We start from the raw sequence: 18,871 nt of genomic DNA, 5'->3' as shown, positions 1-18,871 counted from the left end.
TTTCGTACGTCCGCTCCGTCAGGCGCCGGTCCCGACGACGGCCTCCGCGGCGGCGCGGCCGCAGACCCGGGCGGCGCCGTGGGTGGCGATGTGCAGGGCCCCGCGGGGCTCCGCCTCGTCGAGGCCCATCTCGACCACGACGGTGTCGGGGCGGGCCGCGAGGAGGCCGTCCAGGGCCCGGGTCATCCACGGGTGCCGGTGAGCGTCCCGTACGACCGCGACGATCCGCCGCTCCCCCGCGGCGGCCAGGACGGCGTCCACGGACGACTCGCCGTACGAGCCGCTCTCCGTGCCGGGCAGCAGGCGCTCCAGCTCGGCCGCGACGCCCCAGGGCGTCTCGTCGCCGACCGCGAAGTTGGCGACCGGGGTGAAGGAGGCCACGTAGGGAGCACCGGTCATCGGCGTGTACGGCCGCTCCCCCCGGGTGACCTTCAGGGCCCGGCGGGCGGCGACGAGTCCGATGTCGGTGCCGGGCGCGGTCCCCTCCTGTGATGCCACGCCCGGCACCGCCACAGCCCCCCTGGCCCGGTGCGCCTGGGTCCAGGCCGCCAGGGCGCGCACGCGCGCCGCGGCGTCGGCCAGCCGCTCCTCGGGCAGTTCACCGGTCCGTACCGCGTCGACGAGGGCGTCCCGCAGCCGCAGCACGGTGTCCTCGTCGCACAGCCCGCCGCCGACGCAGATGGCGTCGGCGCCCGCGGCGATGGCGAGGACGGATCCGCGCTCGATGCCGTACGTCGCCGAGACGGCCCGCATCTCCATGCCGTCGGTGACGATCAGCCCCTCGAAGCCCAGTTCCTGGCGCAGCAGACCGGTGAGGATCTGCGGGCTCAGGGTGGCCGGGCGGTGGGGGTCGAGCGCGGAGAGCAGGATATGCGCGCTCATGACCGCTTTGGTACCCGCGGCGACGGCCGCGCGGAAAGGTACCAGCTCACGGGCGTGCAGTGTGGCGAGGTCCACATCGATCCGGGGCAGCGCGTCGTGCGAATCGACGCTGGTGTCGCCGTGTCCGGGGAAGTGCTTCGTGCAGGCCGCGACCCCGACGCCCTGGAGGCCGTCGACGTACGCCACGGTGTGCCGGGCGACCAGGTCCGGGTCCGCTCCGAAGGAGCGGACGCCGATGACCGGGTTCTCGGCGTTGGAGTTGACGTCCGCCGAGGGCGCCCAGTTCAGGTCGACGCCGCACTCGACGAGCCGGCGGCCCAGCTCGCGGGCGACGGCCCGGGTGAGCTCGACGTCGTCGACGCTGCCGAGCGCGTAGTTGCCGGGGAAGGACGAGCCCTGCTTGACCTCCAGGCGGGTGACGTCCCCGCCCTCCTCGTCGATGGCGACGAGGACGTCGTCCCGCTCGGCGCGCAGCCGCGCGGTGAGGGCGGCGAGCTGCCCGGGGTCGGCGATGTTCCGGCCGAAGAGACCGACCGAGGAGAGGCCCTCGCCGATGCGGCGGAGCAGCCAGTCGGGGGCGGTGGTGCCGGCGAAGCCGGGCTGGAGGACCGTGAGCGCGTCACGGGTCAGGGTGTCCGAGCCGTGTACCAGTGTGGTCATGGGGAGCCGTTATCCCTTCACCGCGCCGGCGGTCATCCCGCCGACGGCCTTGCGCTGGAGGAAGAGGAAGACGATGAGCACGGGGAGGGCGAAGAGCGTGGAGGCGGCCATGGTGGCGCCCCAGTCGCTGCCGAAGGCGGTCTGGAACTGGGTCAGCCAGAGCGTCAGGGTCTGCGACTCCTTCTCCTTGTTCAGCATGAGGATCATGGCGAACTCGTTCCAGGCGGTGATGAAGCCGAAGAGCGAGGTCGACATCAGACCGGGCGCGAGCAGCGGGAAGATCACCTTGCGGAAGGCCTGGCCGCGGGTGCAGCCGTCGATCTGCGCGGCCTCCTCCAGTTCGACCGGGACGGCGGCGATGAAGCCGCGCAGGGTCCAGATCGTGAAGGGGAGGACCATCACGAAGTAGATGAGCGTGAGCATCGGGATGCTGTTCAGCAGGTCGTTCTCGCGGGAGATCATGTACATCGCGATGACCATGACCTCCCAGGGCGCCATCTGGGCCATCATCACGACGAGGACGATGCCCTTGCGTCCCCTGAACCTGAGGCGGGCGATCGCGAAGCTCGCGGCCAGGGCGACGACCAGGGCGAGCAGGACGGCGCCGAGGGTGACCGTGAGGCTGTTGGTGACGTACGTCCAGAACAGGTCGACGCCGGTCGCGGTCCCGTAGTTCTGGAACGTCGGCGTGAAGACGAAGACCGGGTCCTTGGTCATGATCTCGTGCTGCGGCTTCAGCGAGGACGAGAACATCCAGTAGACCGGGAAGACGAACACGGCCGCGAGCACGAGGGCGCCGAGGTTCTTGGCGACCGCGGCGACGGTGAGCGGCTTCCTGGTGCGCAGCTTCTGCGGAGTCGGGGTGACGGCGGCGCTCACAGCTCCTCCTCCTTCAGGATCAGGCGGAAGTAGAAGGACAGGACCGCGATGAGCATCACGATCGTCAGGACGGAGATGGCGGCGGCGACGCCGTAGTGGAACTGGCCGACGCCCTCGATGTAGGCGAAGACCGGGAGCGTCTCCGAACCGCGGTCGGGGCCGCCCAGGTTCATGGCGTAGACCTGCGCGAACGCCTTGAAGATCCAGATGATCTCCAGGAACGTGGTGATCATGAAGAAGGACCGGAGGTTCGGGAAGACCACGGCCCAGAAGGTGCGCCAGCCGCTCGCGCCGTCCATCTTCGCGGCCTCGTACAGCTCGGAGCCGATGGTGGTCAGGCCGGCGTACATGTTGAGGGCGACGAACGGGACGGAGCCCCAGACGAGCAGGATCAGGACGATGACCAGGGTGGAGAAGCCGGTCTCGAACCAGTTGTGCTGGTCGTAGCCGGCGAAGCCCAGCGTGCGCATCAGCCAGTTCACGACGCCGAACTGCTCGTCGAAGAGCCAGCGGAAGACCGTGACGGAGGCGACGATCGGCATGGCCCAGGCGAACATCAGGGCCAGCGAGAGGACCAGCCGCATCTTCTTGCCGAGGCGGTTGAGGAGCAGGCCGATGCCCGTGCCGATCGCCATGATGAGGGCGACGTTGACGGCGGTGAAGACGACGCTGCGGACGACGACGGTCCAGAAGTCCCCGTCGCCGAGGAGCTCGGTGTAGTTGTCGAAGCCGGTCCAGACCGTCTCGCGGGTGATGAACTCCTTCCGGTTGAGCTGCTGGAAGGAGAGGATCACATTGCGGATCAGCGGGTAGAGCAGCAGCACCGCCATGGACAGCAGGGCCGGCGCGACGAGCAGGTAGGGCAGCACCCCGCTGGGCAGGGAGCGTCTGCCGCGTGGAGGCTGAAGGACTTCCTTCGGGCCCGAAGAGGGTGGCGGAGTCTGCGACTTCCCTGCCGCCCTCCCGGGCGCGTCCTGGGGACCGGCGGTCGCCGTCCCCTGGGAGTCCACGGTCATGGTCTCATTCCTCGCGGTTCTGGGGCTCCCGCGCCCACCGGGGCACGGCCCGGGGGAGCGGGCCGCTGATCACTGCATCGCTGCGACGCGCCGGCGGTGGGGGGGGGGGGGGGGGGGGGCGGCCCCCGCCGGCGCGGGGGCGGGGGGGGGGGTGGGGGGGGGGGGGGGGGGCCGCGGGGGGGGGGGGGGGGCGGGGCCCCCCGCGCCCCCCCCCCCCCCGCGGGCGCCCCCCCCCCCCCCCCCCCCCCCCCCCCCCCCCCCGCGGGGGCGCCCGCCCCCCCCCCCCCCCCACCACCGGGGCTGTGGATTACTGCTGGTTGATGCGCTCGTCGATGACCTTGTCGGCCTCTTCGCCGGCCTTCTTGGCGTCCTCGCCCTTCAGGACCTTGGTCATGTAGTCCTTGATCGGGTTCGGGGCGGTCTCGACGTTGGCCCAGCCCGGGGTGACCGGGGTGACCTTGCCGGAGACGGAGGAGGCGGCCATGGCCTCGGCGAAGGAGCCCGCGGCGGGCTTGAACTGCGCGGAGTCGGTGTTGGGAAGCAGCGCGCCCTCGGTGGCGGCGGCGTACTTCGTCATGAACTCCTTGCCGGCGGCGAGGGCCAGCCACTCCTTCGCGAGGTCCTTGTTCTTGGAGCGCTCGGCGACGGCGAGGTTGGAGCCGCCGAGGAAGACGGAGCCCGGCTTGTCGGCGGTCTTGCCCGGGATCGGGAAGTAGCCGAAGTCGGCGGTCTTGCCGGCCTTCTTCATGGCGTCGATCGCGCCGCCGGCCTCCCAGCCGAGGCCGATCCAGGACGCCACGCCGCCCTTGGGGACGATGTCGGTGGACTGCTGCGGGGTCGCCTCGTCCTTGTCCTTCGGAGCGGTCGAGTAGGACGCCAGCTCCTTGTAGAAGTTCATGGCGCTGACGGCCTCGGGGGAGGACAGGTTGCCCTTCCACTTGTCGCCGTCCTTGACCGCCAGGTCGCTGCCCTCGTCCCAGATGAGGCCGGCGAGGACGTACCAGGACTGGCCCGGCAGGTAGATGGCCTGCGACTTGGGGTCGGACGCCTTGAGCTTCTTCAGGCCGTCGATCCACTCGGCGCGGGTCTTCGGCGGGGTGACGCCGGCCTTCTTGAAGGCGGCCTTGTCGTAGACGACGACGCGGTTGGCGGCGTACCAGGGGGCGGAGTAGAGCTTGCCGTCCAGCTCGTTGGAGGCGACCATGCCCTTGTTCCAGGCGTCGTAGCCGAGCTTGGCCTTGTCGCCGGAGAGGTCGGCGAGGCCGCCGGTGACGGCGTAGCCGGCGGTCTGCGTGTTGCCGAGCTCCAGGACGTCCGGCGGGGTGTCCTCGGAGAGGGCGGTGGTGACCTTCTCCTGGATGCCGTTCCAGATCTGCTTCTCGACCTTGACCTTGACGCCCGGGTGCTTGGCCTCGAAGGCCTTGTTCACCTCGGCCATCCAGGCGTCCGGCGCGGACCCGTCCATGACCCAGACGGTCAGGGTCTTGTCGCCCCCGGCGGCCTTGCCGCCGTCCTTGCCTGTGTCGCTGTCCGAACCACACGCCGCGATGGAGACCATCATGCCCGCGACGCCGATCGCCGCGATGAGCTTGCGCTTCACGCCACCCTCCTCAGGGATGCCTGCAACCCCTGCCCACCGCGCGAAGACATACGTCAGGTAGTGCTCGTGGGGCTGGGACCTGGTCTTTAATGGTTTAGACCAGTACCGGGAGCTTGGCCTAGACCTTTAGGGGTGTCAAGGGTGTATAAGAAGGGCAGTCGCGTCCGTTATCGGACCGACACCTGAGGGAGGGCGACGACCCGTGACCGGTCCGTGCCACCATGTGAGCCGCGACAGACGGAGGAGCCGGTGACGGCAGCAGCACAGGACTCGGGAAGGCAGGCCATGGCCACGGACGCGGGCAGTACGGAGACAGAGAGCGGGACGCCGACCCGCACCGCGCGCGTGCCCAAGTACTACCGGCTGAAGCGACACCTGCTCGACATGACGGAGACCCTGCCGCCCGGCACGCCGGTCCCGCCGGAGCGGACGCTCGCCGCCGAGTTCGACACCTCGCGCACCACCGTGCGCCAGGCGCTCCAGGAGCTGGTCGTCGAGGGCCGTCTGGAGCGCATCCAGGGCAAGGGCACCTTCGTGGCCAAGCCCAAGGTCTCGCAGGCCCTGCAACTCACCTCCTACACGGAGGACATGCGGGCCCAGGGCCTGGAGCCCACCTCGCAGCTCCTCGACATCGGGTACGTCACGGCCGACGACACCCTCGCCGGACTGCTCGACATCTCGGCCGGCGGCCGGGTGCTCCGCATCGAGCGCCTGCGCCTCGCGAGCGGCGAGCCGATGGCGATCGAGACCACCCACCTGTCGGCGAAGCGCTTCCCCGCGCTGCGCCGCTCGCTGGTGAAGTACACCTCGCTCTACACGGCGCTCGCCGAGGTCTACGACGTGCACCTCGCCGAGGCCGAGGAGACCATCGAGACCTCCCTCGCCACCCCGCGCGAGGCCGGGCTGCTCGGCACCGACGTGGGCCTCCCGATGCTGATGCTCTCCCGTCACTCGCTGGACGCCCAGGGCGAACCGGTGGAATGGGTGCGCTCCGTCTACCGCGGCGACCGGTACAAGTTCGTGGCGCGCCTCCAGCGCCCCAACGGCTGATGCCCCGACACAGCTGATCCGTTATACGGACAGGGGTTCCTAACGACGAGACCGTCCCCTAGATTTCCTCGGCATTACGAGGTGATCAGTGAGGGGACGGTTTCGCCATGTCAGAAGCGACACAAGGGAAACAACCGGTCATCACGCCGCTGAGGGTGGTGATCGCGCTCTGCCTGTTCGCCCCGTTCGTGGCGATGCTGTGGGTGAGCTCCTACGCGAAGGTGGATCCGGCCCTCGCCGGCATCCCCTTCTTCTACTGGTACCAGATGCTCTGGGTCGTGATCTCCACGGCGCTCACCATGATCGCGTACAAGCTGTGGCAGCTGGACCAGCGCGCCCGCAAGGGAGGTGACGCGCGATGAAGGACGTGTCCGGCGTGAACGGCGTGGCGCTCGGCGTCTTCGTCTTCTTCTTCCTGGCCGTCACGGTCATGGGCTTCCTGGCCGCGCGCTGGCGCAAGGCCGAGAACGAGCACAGCCTCGACGAATGGGGCCTGGGCGGCCGGTCGTTCGGTACCTGGGTCACCTGGTTCCTGCTCGGCGGCGACCTCTACACGGCGTACACCTTCGTCGCCGTCCCCGCGGCCATCTACGCGGCGGGCGCGGCCGGCTTCTTCGCCGTCCCGTACACGATCCTGGTGTACCCGCTGATCTTCACCTTCCTGCCGCGCCTGTGGTCGGTCTCGCACAAGCACGGATACGTCACCACCTCCGACTTCGTGCGCGGCCGTTTCGGTTCCAAGGGCCTGTCGCTCGCGGTGGCGGTCACCGGCATCCTCGCCACCATGCCGTACATCGCGCTCCAGCTCGTCGGCATCCAGGCCGTCCTGGACGTGATGGGCGTCGGCGGCGGCGAGACCACGCACTGGTTCGTCAAGGACCTGCCGCTGCTCATCGCCTTCGGCGTCCTCGCGGCGTACACGTACTCCTCCGGCCTGCGCGCCCCGGCGCTCATCGCCTTCGTCAAGGACACGCTGATCTACATCGTCATCGCGGTGGCGATCATCTACATCCCGATCAAGCTCGGCGGCTTCGACGAGATCTTCGCCAAGGCGGGCGAGGCGTTCGCGCAGACCAACCCGGCGACCGGCAAGCCGCGCGGCGCGCTCGCCCCCGGCGAGGCGGGCCAGTGGACGTACGCGACGCTCGCGCTCGGCTCGGCCCTCGCGCTCTTCATGTACCCGCACTCCATCACGGCGACGCTGTCGTCCCGGAGCCGGAACGTCATCCGCCGCAACACCACGATCCTGCCGCTGTACTCGCTGATGCTGGGCCTGCTCGCGCTGCTCGGCTTCATGGCGATCGCCGCCGGCATCAAGGTCAAGAACGGCCAGCTCGCCATCCCGCAGCTCTTCGAGACCATGTTCCCGGACTGGTTCGCGGGCGTCGCGTTCGCCGCGATCGGCATCGGCGCGCTCGTCCCGGCCGCGATCATGTCGATCGCCGCGGCCAACCTCTTCACCCGCAACATCTACAAGGACTTCATCAAGAAGGACGCCACTCCGGCCCAGGAGACCAAGGTCTCCAAGCTGGTCTCCCTCCTGGTGAAGGTCGGCGCGCTCGTCTTCGTCCTCACCATGGACAAGACCGTCGCCATCAACTTCCAGCTGCTCGGCGGCATCTGGATCCTGCAGACCTTCCCGGCGCTCGTCGGCGGCCTGTTCACCCGCTGGTTCCACCGCTGGGCGCTGCTCGCCGGCTGGGCCGTCGGCATGGTCTACGGCACGGCCGCCGCCTACGGCGTCGCCAGCCCGACCCAGAAGCACTTCGGCGGCTCGGCCGCCGAGATCCCCGGCATCGGCGAGATCGGCTACATCGGCCTCACCGCCTTCGTGCTCAACGTCCTCGTCACGGTCGTCCTGACCTTCGTCCTCAAGGCCGTCAAGGCCCCCGAGGGCATCGACGAGACCTCCCCCGAGGACTACACGGCCGACGCCGGCGACCCGGGCGTCAAGGACCTCCCGACGGTCGGCGCCGGAGCGCACTGACCCGCGGACGCGTGACGGAGGGGGCCCGGGAGATCCCGGGCCCCCTTCGCGTGCCCCGGGGGGAGAGACTGGGGCCCATGGACTTCACGATCAGGGCGGTACGGCCCGAGGAGTACGAGGAGCTCGGTGACCTCACCGGGCTGACCTATCTGAACGACGGACTGCTGCTGTACGGCGAGGACGACTCCTACCTGGACGTGCTGAGGGACACCGCCCGGCGGGCCCGCGAGAGCGAGGTGCTCGTCGCCGCCGACGCGGACGACACCGTCATCGGCGGGGTGACCCTCGCGGAGGGCGGCACCGCCTGGGCGGACATCGCCGTCCCCGGCGAGGCCGAGTTCCGGATGCTCGTCGTCGCGCCGGCGGCCCGCGGCAGGGGAGTCGGAGAAGCCCTCGTACGCGCCTGCGTGGACCGGGCGCGGGTCCTGACCGGGTGCGCGCGGCTCGTGCTCTCCACGGACGCCTCGATGGTCTCGGCGCACCGGATCTACGAGCGGATGGGCTTCGCCCGCACCCCCGGACGGGACTGGGAACCGGTCCCGGGCCATCAGCTGCGGACGTACGCCCTGGAGTTGTAGCCCCGGGGGCCGACACAACATGTGGGGGGTGCCACGAGGGGCGCCCCCCACATGTATGCTCATCCTCGCTGTCGACGCAGGGGAATCCGGCGCGAATCCGGAACTGTCCCGCAACGGTGTGCTTCGTGCGGTTTCGTACGCGGTGAGTCCGAAGACCTTCCGGCAGCGCGCCCGGTCCGTCCGTTCCGGGTGTCACAGACGTCCGGGCCTCGCGGAGTGGGCCGGTGGACGCGGCGCCGCCGTGCGTACGGCCCGCCCGTTCCCCGCCCCCCGCCCTGGCCCCGAGCCGAGCGAGGGAGAGCCCCCACGTGACCATCGCGCCCGCCGATCCGGCCGCAGCGATCGAGAACGACGGACCCGGGACCGTACTCCTGCGGACCCTGACCGATCTCACCGCCGACCTCCCGGACACGGACCCCGGCAAGGTCGCCGCCGCCGCCCTCCGCGGCCGCAGCGCCACGTCGGACGAGGCGGAGCTGCGCGAGCTGGCCACCGAGGCGGCCGCCGGCCTGATCGCCGATGACCCGGCGTACTCCCGGCTCGCCGCCCGGCTCCTCACCCTCACCATCACCGACGAGGCGGCCGGCCAGGGCGCCGTCTCCTTCTCGGCCTCCGTCGCCGTCGGCCACCGCGAGGGCCTCATCGCCGACCGCACCGCCGAGTTCGTCGCCCGGCACGCCGAGCGGCTCGACGCGACGATCGACGCGGCCGGCGACGACCGCTTCGGCTACTTCGGTCTGCGCACCCTCTACTCGCGCTACCTGCTGCGCCACCCGATCACCCGCAAGGTGATCGAGACCCCGCAGCACTTCATGCTGCGCGTCGCCTGCGGCCTGGCCGAGGACGACAGCGTCCGCGCCCTCGACGAGGTGGCCGCGCTGTACGGCCTGATGAGCCGTCTGGACTACCTGCCGTCCTCCCCCACGCTCTTCAACTCCGGCACCCGCCACCCGCAGATGTCCTCCTGCTACCTGCTGGACTCCCCGCAGGACGAGCTGGACTCCATCTACGACCGCTACCACCAGGTCGCGCGCCTCTCGAAGCACGCGGGCGGCATCGGCCTGTCGTACTCCCGCATCCGCGCCCGCGGTTCGCTGATCCGCGGCACCAACGGGCACTCCAACGGCATCGTGCCGTTCCTGAAGACGCTCGACGCCTCCGTCGCCGCCGTGAACCAGGGCGGCCGCCGCAAGGGCGCCGCCGCGGTCTACCTGGAGACCTGGCACGCGGACATCGAGGAGTTCCTGGAGCTCCGCGACAACACGGGCGAGGACCAGCGCCGCACGCACAACCTGAACCTGGCGCACTGGATCCCGGACGAGTTCATGCGCCGGGTCAACGCCGACGCCGAGTGGTCGCTGTTCTCCCCGGCGGACGTGCCCGAGCTCGTCGACCTGTACGGCGAGGAGTTCGACGCCGCCTACCGCAAGGCCGAGGAGGCGGGCCTGGCCCGCAAGACGATGCCGGCCCGCGACCTGTACGGCCGGATGATGCGGACCCTGGCCCAGACCGGCAACGGCTGGATGACCTTCAAGGACGCCTCGAACCGCACCGCGAACCAGACCGCCCTGCCCGGCCGCGTGGTGCACTCCTCGAACCTGTGCACCGAGATCATCGAGGTCACCAACGACGACGAGACCGCGGTGTGCAACCTCGGCTCGGTCAACCTGGGTGCGTTCGTCACCGGCGGCGACATCGACTGGGAGCGGCTGGACGAGACCGTCCGCACGGCCGTCACCTTCCTCGACCGGGTCGTCGACATCAACTTCTACCCGACCGAGCAGGCGGGCCGCTCCAACGGCAAGTGGCGCCCGGTCGGCCTCGGCGCCATGGGTCTCCAGGACGTCTTCTTCCAGCTGAAGCTGCCGTTCGACTCCCCCGAGGCGCGGGCCCTGTCCACCCGGATCGCCGAGCGGATCATGCTCGCCGCGTACGAGGCGTCCGCCGACCTCGCCGAGCGCAGCGGCCCGCTCCCCGCCTGGGCCGAGACCCGCACCGCCCAGGGCGTGCTGCACCCGGACCACTACGACGTGGAGCTCAACTGGCCGGAGCGCTGGGCCGCGCTGCGCGAGCGGATCGCCACCGTCGGCATGCGCAACAGCCTGCTCCTCGCCATCGCGCCGACGGCGACCATCGCCTCGATCGCGGGCGTCTACGAGTGCATCGAGCCGCAGGTCTCCAACCTGTTCAAGCGCGAGACGCTGTCCGGCGAGTTCCTCCAGGTCAACTCGTACCTCGTCGACGAGCTGAAGAAGCTCGGCGTGTGGGACGCGCAGACCCGCGAGGCGCTGCGCGACTCCAACGGCTCGGTGGCCGGCTTCACCTGGGTCCCCGCCGAGGTCCGCGAGCTGTACCGCACGGCCTGGGAGATCCCGCAGCGCGGCCTGATCGACATGGCCGCCGCCCGCACCCCGTTCCTGGACCAGTCGCAGTCGCTGAACCTGTTCATGGAGACGCCGACGATCGGCAAGCTGTCGTCGATGTACGCGTACGCCTGGAAGCAGGGTCTGAAGACGACGTACTACCTGCGCTCCCGCCCGGCCACCCGGATCGCCCGCGCGGCCCAGGCCGCGACGACCGCCGCTCCGATCCCCGTCCAGCAGGCGGCCCCCGACGCGGACGCGATCGCCTGCTCCCTTGAGAACCCCGAGTCCTGCGAGGCCTGCCAGTAATGAGTACCGAGAAGAAGAACCTGCTGGACCCGGGCTTCGAACTGACCCTGCGTCCGATGCGCTACCCGGACTTCTACGAGCGCTACCGGGACGCCATCAAGAACACCTGGACCGTGGAGGAGGTCGACCTCCACTCGGACGTCGCCGACCTCGCCAAGCTCACCCCCGGTGAGCAGCACATGATCGGCCGGCTGGTCGCGTTCTTCGCGACGGGCGACTCGATCGTGGCGAACAACCTGGTCCTGACGCTCTACAAGCACATCAACTCCCCCGAGGCCCGGCTCTACCTGAGCCGTCAGCTGTTCGAGGAGGCCGTGCACGTCCAGTTCTACCTGACGCTGCTCGACACCTACCTGCCCGACCCGGACGACCGCGCCGCCGCGTTCGCCGCCGTCGAGAACATCCCCTCCATCCGCGAGAAGGCGCAGTTCTGCTTCAAGTGGATGGACTCGGTCGAGAAGATCGAGAAGCTGGAGACGGCCGCCGACCGCCGCCGCTTCCTGCTGAACCTGATCTGCTTCGCGGCCTGCATCGAGGGCCTGTTCTTCTACGGCGCCTTCGCGTACGTCTACTGGTTCCGGTCCCGCGGTCTGCTGCACGGTCTGGCGACGGGCACCAACTGGGTGTTCCGCGACGAGACGATGCACATGAACTTCGCCTTCGAGGTCGTGGACACCGTCCGCAAGGAGGAGCCGGAGCTCTTCGACGACGCGCTCCAGCAGCAGGTCACGGACATGCTGAAGGAGGCCGTGGAGGCGGAGCTGCAGTTCGGCCGCGACCTGTGCGGCGACGGCCTGCCGGGCATGAACACCGAGTCGATGCGCGAGTACCTCCAGTGCGTCGCCGACCAGCGCCTCCAGCGCCTCGGCTTCCCGCCGGTGTACGGCTCGGAGAACCCGTTCGCGTTCATGGAGCTCCAGGGCGTCCAGGAGCTGACCAACTTCTTCGAGCGCCGCCCGTCCGCCTACCAGGTGGCGGTCGAGGGCTCGGTGGACCTCGACGAGGACTTCTAGACGGTACGGCGAAGGGCCCCGCACTCCGAGGAGTGCGGGGCCCTTCGCCGTGCGTACGAGGGGTCAGTCGTTCGGGACGACCGGGTAGCGCGGGGTGCCCTCGGCCATCTGGCGCAGGGCGTCCTTGCGGTCGCGCTTCGACAGCTTGTCGATGTACAGGAAGCCGTACAGGTGGTCCGTCTCGTGCTGGAGGCAGCGGGCGAAGTAGCCGGTGCCGCGCACCTTGATCGGGTTGCCCTGGGAGTCCTGGCCGTGCACCACGGCGTAGTCCGGGCGGGCCAGCTCGGCGTAGGCGGTCGGCACCGAGAGGCAGCCCTCGTTGGACTCGTCGAGGACGCGCTGGTCGGCCGGCAGCTCCTGGAGGACCGGGTTGACCACGTGGCCGACGTGCCGGACGCCCTCGTCGTCCATGCAGTCGTAGACGAAGACCTTCAGGTCCACGCCGATCTGGTTCGCGGCCAGGCCGACGCCCTCGGCGGTGCGCTGGCTGGCGAACATGTCGTCGATCAGCTGCGCGAGTTCCTCGTCGAACTCGGTGACGTCCTTGCACTCCCGGTGGAGCACGGGGTTGCCGACGACCGTGATGGGCCGGGACGTGCCGCGCTCGCGGTGGGCACGCTCGCGCTCCTCGCAGTCCTCCGTGTCCACGACGAAGCCGTCGTTGATCGTCTGCTCGTCCGTCTCCTGCTGCGCCATGTCCGGCCGCGCCCTTCTGAAAACCCGATTCCGTCGGAGGACAGCCTACGGGGCCGCGCTCCGACGCTCAGCAGACCTCTTCGAGATCACGCCACTCGCGGCTGTCCGGACTGTCCGCGACCCAGCCGTCGAGGAGCCCCCGCACCAGGCCCGCCGGGGCCGCGATGCCGCACTCGCGCTCGGGCACCCACAGCTCGCCGGGCGAGCGGTGGCCGAGCGGGCCCGGGTGGCCCGGCTCGCTGTGGTCGTGCGGGTCGGAGTGCTCGCCCTCGCCCTCGGCGCTCGGCATGGTCGACTCCGAGCAGGCACGGCAGAGCAGCCGCACGGAGGACGACCAGTCCTCGGCGGCGAAACCGGCTTCGGCGGCGAGCTGTTCCAGGGCGTCCCGGTCGGACTCGGTGGCCGCCTCCAGGAGCACCACCCAGGTGGGGACGGGCGAGGGCGCCCACAGCTCGATCTCGTCGAAGACGGGGTAGGAGGGGCCGGCGGTGGTGGTCCGCTCGCCGTTCGGCACGCCGTCGTGGAGGACGACCTCGCCCCAGCGGCGCCCGGAGGAGGGCAGCGGGATGGAGAGGACCTCGATGCGGGCCGGGTCGAGCCGGCGGCCCCACACGACCTCCGCCTCGCCCTCGGGCGAGAGCCGGACGGCGGCGCTGCCCAGCTCCATGCCGGCGGGCTCGCCGGTGCCCGCGGCGGCGCCGGGCACCTTCAGTCCGTAGGCCTGCCAGGCCCGGCGGGCCAGCGGCCAGTCCTGGAGCGCGGTGGCGGCGATGCCGACGTTCCACCAGTCGGGGGCGCCGCTCTCCTTGTCGAGCAGTGCGACCGCGCGCAGCCCGGCGGCCCGGGCCTGCTCCCAGTCGTGCCGGAACTTGTGCAGCAGCGCCAGATTGAACCAGGACTCCGAGAGCCAGGGCTCCAGATCCGCCGCGCGCGTGAGCAGTGCGCCCGCGTCCTCGTACCGGCCGTCGCCGATCAGCGTGAACGCGCGGTCGGTGGCCTGCCGCCACGAGGCGGAGGGCCGATGCCGTACCTTCCCGAAGATCTTCACGATTCCCGCCTGCCGGTCGCTTCACCCTCTTGTTCGCATCCAACCATGCCCGGTCGGACGCGCGCTCATTACCCATGGGTTACCCAGGGACCGCGGAGGTCACCCCAGCGGCTCCGCCCCGTGCCAGGACCCTGGCCAGGCATTCGACGACATCCGGGTGATAGTCGCGGGCGGTGCCGAGCCTGAGCCGCTCCAGGGCCCCGAGCGCGGCGGCCGCGCCCTCGCCCGTCCCGGGGCCCGTGAGGTCGTCGTAGGCGTTCACGGCGCGGACGATCCGGGCGGGGAGCGGCTGCTCGCGGTACGGGTCGGCCTGCCGCTCCACGACGACGGCGACGGCCTCGGGGACCCCGGTCCTGCGGACGACCTCGCCGCCCAGGAGGGCGATCCGGCGCTGCTCCTCGGCCGGGAGGAGGGCGGTGGCGCCGCCCGCGACGGGGTCGACGAGGGAGAGCTGGCCGATGTCGTGCATGAGCGCCGCGTGCTCCAGGACGGCCAGCTCGGCCCCGGAGAGGCCGAGCTCGCGTCCGACGGCCGCACTGAGGGCGGCGACCCGGCGGGCGTGCCCGGGCGGGGTGCAGCCGGCGATCTCGGTGGCGCGGGCGAGGGAGGCGATGGTCTGCCGGTTGACGGTCCGCACGGCCGCGTACCGCCGGAAGGAGACCTGGGTGAGCAGGAGCGGGACGGCGAGCACGGGCAGCGCCCAGAGTCCGGCGGCGGCGACGGCGAGTGCCATGACGGTGCCGGTGGCGCAGACGGCGGAGCCGATGCCGAGGAAGGCGCGGAGTTCGTCGCGCAGGAGGGGGCCGTACGGGAATCCGGTGCGGGCGCGGAGCAGGAGGGCGGCGAGCACGGCGTCGCACAGGGCGGTCAGGACGAGCAGGAGGACCAGGAAGAGGGCGTACGCGGGACCCTGGCCGAGGTGTTCGGTGACGGCGCCCGCGTTGTAGAGGGGCTGGAAGCAGAGGGCGGCGAAGCCGACGGTGAGGACGCGGCGGGCGAGGTGGTCGAGTCCGGGGCCCCGGCCGCGGGCGATGTGCGGGACGATTCCGGCGAGGCCCGCGGCGACGACGACGGCGACGGTCTGCGGGACGCCGTGGGTGGTGGGGGCGCCGGCGCTGGTCCCGAGCAGGGCGTACGCGAGGGCTCCGGCGGCGGCGAGGGGCGCGGGTTCGCTCGCCGGTGGTTCTTCGGCGGCGCCCGGCGCGCCCGTGCCGGGCGCGGCGCCCCAGCGGGCGAGCTCGCCGAGGGCGACGAGGGTGCCGAAGGCGAGGGCGTTGCCGGGTTCGTCGAGGCCGTGCCAGAGGGTGCTGCCGAAGGCGGCGAGGCCGAGGAGGAGCGCGGCGCCGCGCACGGCGCCGACGGTGACGGCCCCGGGGCGCGGGCGGGGCCTCACGCGCGCTCCCTGGGTCTGTCGGCCGGCTCCGGGGTCGCTTCGCGCGGTGGCGGCACGTTTCCCCCGGGGGGTGTTCCGGGCGGGTTCGGCCGGGCCTCGTCGGCGGTGACGGCGGGCTGCCAGCCGTGCCGGTCGAGGGCCTGGGCGAGGGCGGCGACCATCCGGGGGTCGAACTGGGTGCCGGCGCAGCGCTCCAGTTCGGCGAGGGCGGTGGGCACCGGGCGGGCCCGGCTGTAGGAGCGGGTGGAGGTCATGGCGTCGAAGGCGTCGGCGACGGCCACGACCCGGGCGAACTCGGGGATCTGTTCCCCGTGGAGCCCGTACGGATAGCCGCTGCCGTCCATGCGTTCGTGGTGGTGGAGGATCGCGGCCCGCGCCTCGCCGAGGAAGCCGATGCCGCGGACCATCTCGTGGCCGTACTCGGGGTGCAGTTCGATGACCCGGCGTTCCTCGGGGGTGAGGGGCCCGTCCTTGGTGAGCACCCGGGTGGGCACGCCGAGCTTGCCCACGTCGTGCAGGATGCCGGCGAAGCGGACGACGTCGAGGCGGTCCTCGGCCATGCCGAGCTCACGGGCGATCAGGACGGAGGCCTGGCCGACGCGTTCGCTGTGGCCGCGGGTGTACCGGTCCTTGATGTCGACGGCCTGGACGAGGGCGCGGACGGTGGCCTGGTGGGCGGCGCGCTCGCGGTGGTACTGGGCGAAGACCCAGGAGGAGATGTACATGGGGAGGAGCACGAAGAGCGCCGCGACGGGGCCGTAGGTGCTGCGCCAGAGGACGGCCATCATCAGTCCGGCGAGGCCGTGGACGGTGTGCGGGACGAGGGAGCGGCCGAGGAGGCCGCGCCAGGCGGCGCGGGGCGGGATTCCGCCGGCGGTGGCCCGGATGCCGCCGTCGAGGGCGGTGAGGGCCAGGCAGAAGACGAGGGCGGCGGCGCCGGCGGGGAGCAGGGCGTACGGCAGGTCGGGGGCGTCCGGGCCCCGGCCGAGGGCGGTGGCGGCGCCGAGGGCGTCGGCGGTCAGGGCGGCGGCTCCGACGGCGAGGGCCGCGGCGGCGGCCCGCCAGGCGCGGCGGGGGGCGGCGGGGGGTTCCTCGACGCGGGCGAGGAGGCTGCCGGGGAGGGCGGTGAGCGCGGCGGCGGCGGGCGGCAGGAGCAGGGCGGCGGCGAGGAGGACGGGGAAGAAGGAGCCGGTGCCCACGGGGAGGGAGCGGCCGAGCGCGCGGTCGATGAGCCGGCAGCGGGCGGGCAGCTCGCAGAGCGCGTACAGGGCGGCGAGGAGTGCGACCGTGCCCCAGGGGACGGCCGCGCCGGGGCGCAGGGCGGGCAGGACGCACGCTCCCGCGCCGAGCAGGGCGCAGCCGATGTACGCGCGGGCCGCTCGTGGAATGACCTTCACGCCCATCACGCCCGTCACGCTAGCGAGTCGGGCGGACGGCGACGGCGCGCTCGGAGTGATTCGCACCATCGGGTGATACAAGCTGATATATGCGCGAGGCCGCCGCGAGCGGTGCGCGACGGCCTCGGTTCCCGGTACGGGAGGGGTGCTACTCCTGCGGGGCCGGCGTCGTCGGGGCGCTCGCCGTGATGTCCTGCTCGGGCACCAGGTGTCCGGAGCGGATCAGGTCGATCCGGCCCATGACCTTGGCGCGCAGGTCGGTGGGGACGTCGTCACTCCCGCAGCAGCGCTTGACGAGCTTCTTCACCGCCTGCTCCAGGCCGTACTTCTCCAGGCACGGGGAGCACTCCTCGAAGTGCACCTCGAACTTGGTGCAGTCGCTGTCGGGCATCTCATGGTCGAGGAACTCGTAGAGATGATCCAGGACCTCTGAGCAATCCGTCTCGTGCGGCTCTCCGCAGCTCATGAGCCCGAGCCTTTCAGATCGTTCGACGACTCTCCGGCGCCCGCGGGTACCAGCCCGCGGTCGCGGGCGTAGTCCTCGAGCATGCCGCGCAGCTGGCGGCGGCCCCGGTGCAGTCGGGACATCACCGTACCGATGGGTGTCCCCATGATGTCCGCGATCTCCTTGTACGCAAAGCCCTCGACATCGGCGAGATAGACGGCGATGCGGAACTCCTCGGGAATCGCCTGGAGCGCTTCCTTCACGTCGGAGTCCGGGAGGTGGTCGAGTGCCTGGGACTCGGCGGAGCGCAGACCGGTCGACATGTGCGACTCGGCGCGGGCGAGCTGCCAGTCCTCGATCTCCTCGGCGGCGCTGCGCTGGGGCTCGCGCTGCTTCTTGCGGTACGAGTTGATGAAGGTGTTCGTGAGGATGCGGTACAGCCACGCCTTGAGGTTCGTGCCCTCGCGGAACTGGTGGAACGATCCGTACGCCTTGGCGTAGGTCTCCTGCACCAGGTCCTCCGCGTCCGCGGGGTTGCGCGTCATGCGCAGCGCGGCCGAGTACATCTGGTCGAGGTAGCCGAGGGCGTCCCGTTCGAAGCGCGCGTTGCGCTCCTCGGTCGTCTCCTCGGGGCCGTCGTCGGTCCCTGTGTCGGTCCCAGTGACCGGACCCACCTCCTCCAGCGCGGCGGCGAGCCCGAGGGCGGACCCGCTCGTTTCGGAGGATAGACGAGGAACCGCTCCGCCCGCCGCCCGAATCGGGGCGGTCCTGGGCGCGGGCAGCACTGTCCAGTCGAGGTCAGCGGCCTGCGCACGCTCTGGGCAGATGGTCGAACCCATGCGACGGACTCCCTCTTCCTTGCTCTCACACCGACGCCCTCCACAACAGCGGTCCCCCGCTCGGCATTCCCGGGGCGTCAACGGAGGGTGGAGATCCACTTCCGGACCCCGTCCACGAGCCGCGCCATGGCCTCGTCCTGGGTCAGCGGGGCGCGCTTGGGGATCGCGAAGCCGTGGTCCCCGTGGGGGATCTCCACGAGCCCGTACGGGCCTTCCGGGTACTCCTCGGGCCGCCCGAAGGGGTCGTTGCCGCCCTGGACGACGAGGGTGGGGAGGCCGGTGGAGAGGAGCTCCTCGGCGCGGGACCGCTCGGGCCTCCCCGGCGGGTGGAGGGGGAAGCTCAGGGCGAGGACGGCCGACGCGCCGAGCTCGCGCCCGGTCCGGCAGGCGACCCGGGCGCCGGCGCTGCGGCCGCCCGCGATCACGGGGAGGCCGGGCTTCGCGAGGGACGGCCAGAGGCCGCGCCAGCCGGTGTCGAGGGTCTTCGGCGCGGGCGCGACCTTCTTCCCGGCGACCCGCCAGGGCTGCTCGACGAGGGCGACGGTCACGCCGTGCGCGGGCAGCGCCCCGGCCAGGGCCTGGAGGTCGCGGGCCTCGACGCCGCCGCCGGCGCCGTGCCCGAGGGCGAGGACGGTCCGGGGCTCCGTCCCGGCGTACCACGTGATGCGTGCCTCACCGGCGTCGGTGGGGACGGTCTCGTACTGTGTCACGTCCCC

At 71.5% G+C, this 18,871-nt stretch carries 17 protein-coding genes and 1 riboswitch; of the genes, 6 read left to right on the top strand and 11 right to left on the bottom strand.

Annotated elements, in window-relative coordinates; all coding sequences use genetic code 11:
- Positions 1-18: 18 nt before the first annotated feature.
- The 4 genes from ACIGW4_RS17935 to ACIGW4_RS17920 form a co-directional block, all read right to left on the bottom strand.
- Positions 19-1,542, bottom strand: a complete 1,524-nt coding sequence (locus tag ACIGW4_RS17935; RefSeq protein WP_399581418.1) for a glycoside hydrolase family 3 protein — start codon at positions 1,540-1,542, stop codon at positions 19-21.
- Positions 1,543-1,551: 9 nt separating this feature from the next.
- On the bottom strand, positions 1,552-2,388 hold the full coding sequence (locus tag ACIGW4_RS17930; protein ID WP_123457480.1) for a carbohydrate ABC transporter permease: 837 nt from the start codon (positions 2,386-2,388) through the stop codon (positions 1,552-1,554).
- A gap of 29 nt (positions 2,389-2,417) precedes the next feature.
- Positions 2,418-3,437 (bottom strand): sugar ABC transporter permease, encoded by a 1,020-nt coding sequence (locus tag ACIGW4_RS17925; RefSeq protein ID WP_359588204.1) that lies wholly within the window; start codon positions 3,435-3,437, stop codon positions 2,418-2,420.
- 307 nt (positions 3,438-3,744) lie between these two features.
- Entirely contained in the window at positions 3,745-5,037 is a 1,293-nt protein-coding gene (locus ACIGW4_RS17920; RefSeq protein WP_123455343.1) for an extracellular solute-binding protein, read from the bottom strand.
- Positions 5,038-5,322: 285 nt separating this feature from the next.
- Between ACIGW4_RS17920 and ACIGW4_RS17915 the strand changes: the two genes are divergently transcribed.
- The 6 genes from ACIGW4_RS17915 to ACIGW4_RS17890 all read left to right on the top strand — a co-directional run bounded on the left by ACIGW4_RS17915 (position 5,323) and on the right by ACIGW4_RS17890 (position 12,337).
- Positions 5,323-6,087, top strand: a complete 765-nt coding sequence (locus tag ACIGW4_RS17915) for a GntR family transcriptional regulator (RefSeq protein ID WP_123455342.1) — start codon at positions 5,323-5,325, stop codon at positions 6,085-6,087.
- 107 nt (positions 6,088-6,194) lie between these two features.
- The gene (locus tag ACIGW4_RS17910) at positions 6,195-6,449 is read left to right on the top strand and encodes a DUF3311 domain-containing protein (protein ID WP_123455341.1); all 255 of its coding nucleotides are present in this window, start codon (positions 6,195-6,197) and stop codon (positions 6,447-6,449) included.
- Positions 6,446-8,074 (top strand): monocarboxylate uptake permease MctP, encoded by a 1,629-nt coding sequence (gene mctP, locus ACIGW4_RS17905; RefSeq protein ID WP_399581414.1) that lies wholly within the window; start codon positions 6,446-6,448, stop codon positions 8,072-8,074. Before ACIGW4_RS17910 ends, mctP begins: the two co-directional genes overlap by 4 nt.
- Before the next feature lie 77 nt (positions 8,075-8,151).
- Positions 8,152-8,652, top strand: coding sequence for a GNAT family N-acetyltransferase (locus ACIGW4_RS17900; RefSeq protein WP_399581411.1), 501 nt, complete (start codon positions 8,152-8,154; stop codon positions 8,650-8,652).
- An 80-nt stretch (positions 8,653-8,732) separates the two neighbouring features.
- A riboswitch (cobalamin riboswitch) is annotated at positions 8,733-8,809 on the top strand.
- Positions 8,810-8,960: 151 nt separating this feature from the next.
- Positions 8,961-11,324, top strand: coding sequence for a ribonucleoside-diphosphate reductase subunit alpha (locus tag ACIGW4_RS17895; RefSeq protein ID WP_123455338.1), 2,364 nt, complete (start codon positions 8,961-8,963; stop codon positions 11,322-11,324).
- Complete coding sequence (locus ACIGW4_RS17890) at positions 11,324-12,337, top strand: ribonucleotide-diphosphate reductase subunit beta (protein WP_123455337.1); 1,014 nt, start codon at positions 11,324-11,326, stop codon at positions 12,335-12,337. Before ACIGW4_RS17895 ends, ACIGW4_RS17890 begins: the two co-directional genes overlap by 1 nt.
- A 63-nt stretch (positions 12,338-12,400) precedes the next feature.
- Here the strand turns inward: ACIGW4_RS17890 and def are convergent, their stop codons facing one another.
- The 7 genes from def to ACIGW4_RS17855 all read right to left on the bottom strand — a co-directional run bounded on the left by def (position 12,401) and on the right by ACIGW4_RS17855 (position 18,865).
- Entirely contained in the window at positions 12,401-13,033 is a 633-nt protein-coding gene (def, locus tag ACIGW4_RS17885; protein ID WP_123455336.1) for a peptide deformylase, read from the bottom strand.
- A 67-nt stretch (positions 13,034-13,100) separates the two neighbouring features.
- Complete coding sequence (locus ACIGW4_RS17880) at positions 13,101-14,081, bottom strand: tetratricopeptide repeat protein (RefSeq protein ID WP_399581407.1); 981 nt, start codon at positions 14,079-14,081, stop codon at positions 13,101-13,103.
- A 79-nt stretch (positions 14,082-14,160) separates the two neighbouring features.
- On the bottom strand, positions 14,161-15,474 hold the full coding sequence (locus ACIGW4_RS17875) for an HD domain-containing protein (protein WP_359591715.1): 1,314 nt from the start codon (positions 15,472-15,474) through the stop codon (positions 14,161-14,163).
- On the bottom strand, positions 15,471-16,871 hold the full coding sequence (locus tag ACIGW4_RS17870; protein WP_123457479.1) for an HD-GYP domain-containing protein: 1,401 nt from the start codon (positions 16,869-16,871) through the stop codon (positions 15,471-15,473). The genes ACIGW4_RS17875 and ACIGW4_RS17870 overlap by 4 nt, the downstream gene beginning before the upstream one ends.
- 148 nt (positions 16,872-17,019) lie before the next feature.
- Positions 17,020-17,337 carry a mycothiol system anti-sigma-R factor gene (gene rsrA / locus ACIGW4_RS17865; RefSeq protein ID WP_123455334.1) on the bottom strand — a complete coding sequence of 106 codons (318 nt, stop codon included), beginning with the start codon at positions 17,335-17,337 and terminating at the stop codon, positions 17,020-17,022.
- A complete protein-coding gene (locus ACIGW4_RS17860; RefSeq protein ID WP_030207302.1) occupies positions 17,334-17,990 on the bottom strand; it encodes a sigma-70 family RNA polymerase sigma factor in 657 nt (218 codons plus the stop codon). The genes rsrA and ACIGW4_RS17860 overlap by 4 nt, the downstream gene beginning before the upstream one ends.
- A gap of 242 nt (positions 17,991-18,232) precedes the next feature.
- Complete coding sequence (locus ACIGW4_RS17855; RefSeq protein ID WP_123455333.1) at positions 18,233-18,865, bottom strand: alpha/beta family hydrolase; 633 nt, start codon at positions 18,863-18,865, stop codon at positions 18,233-18,235.
- Between the last annotated feature and the right edge of the window lie 6 nt (positions 18,866-18,871).

Origin of the sequence: Streptomyces sp. NPDC053513, assembly GCF_044544765.1 — a bacterium.
GTDB classification, from domain to species: Bacteria; Actinomycetota; Actinomycetes; order Streptomycetales; family Streptomycetaceae; genus Streptomyces; species Streptomyces litmocidini.
Note: the sequence above shows the minus strand (reverse complement) of the source record. Positions and strands in the feature narration are given on the sequence as shown.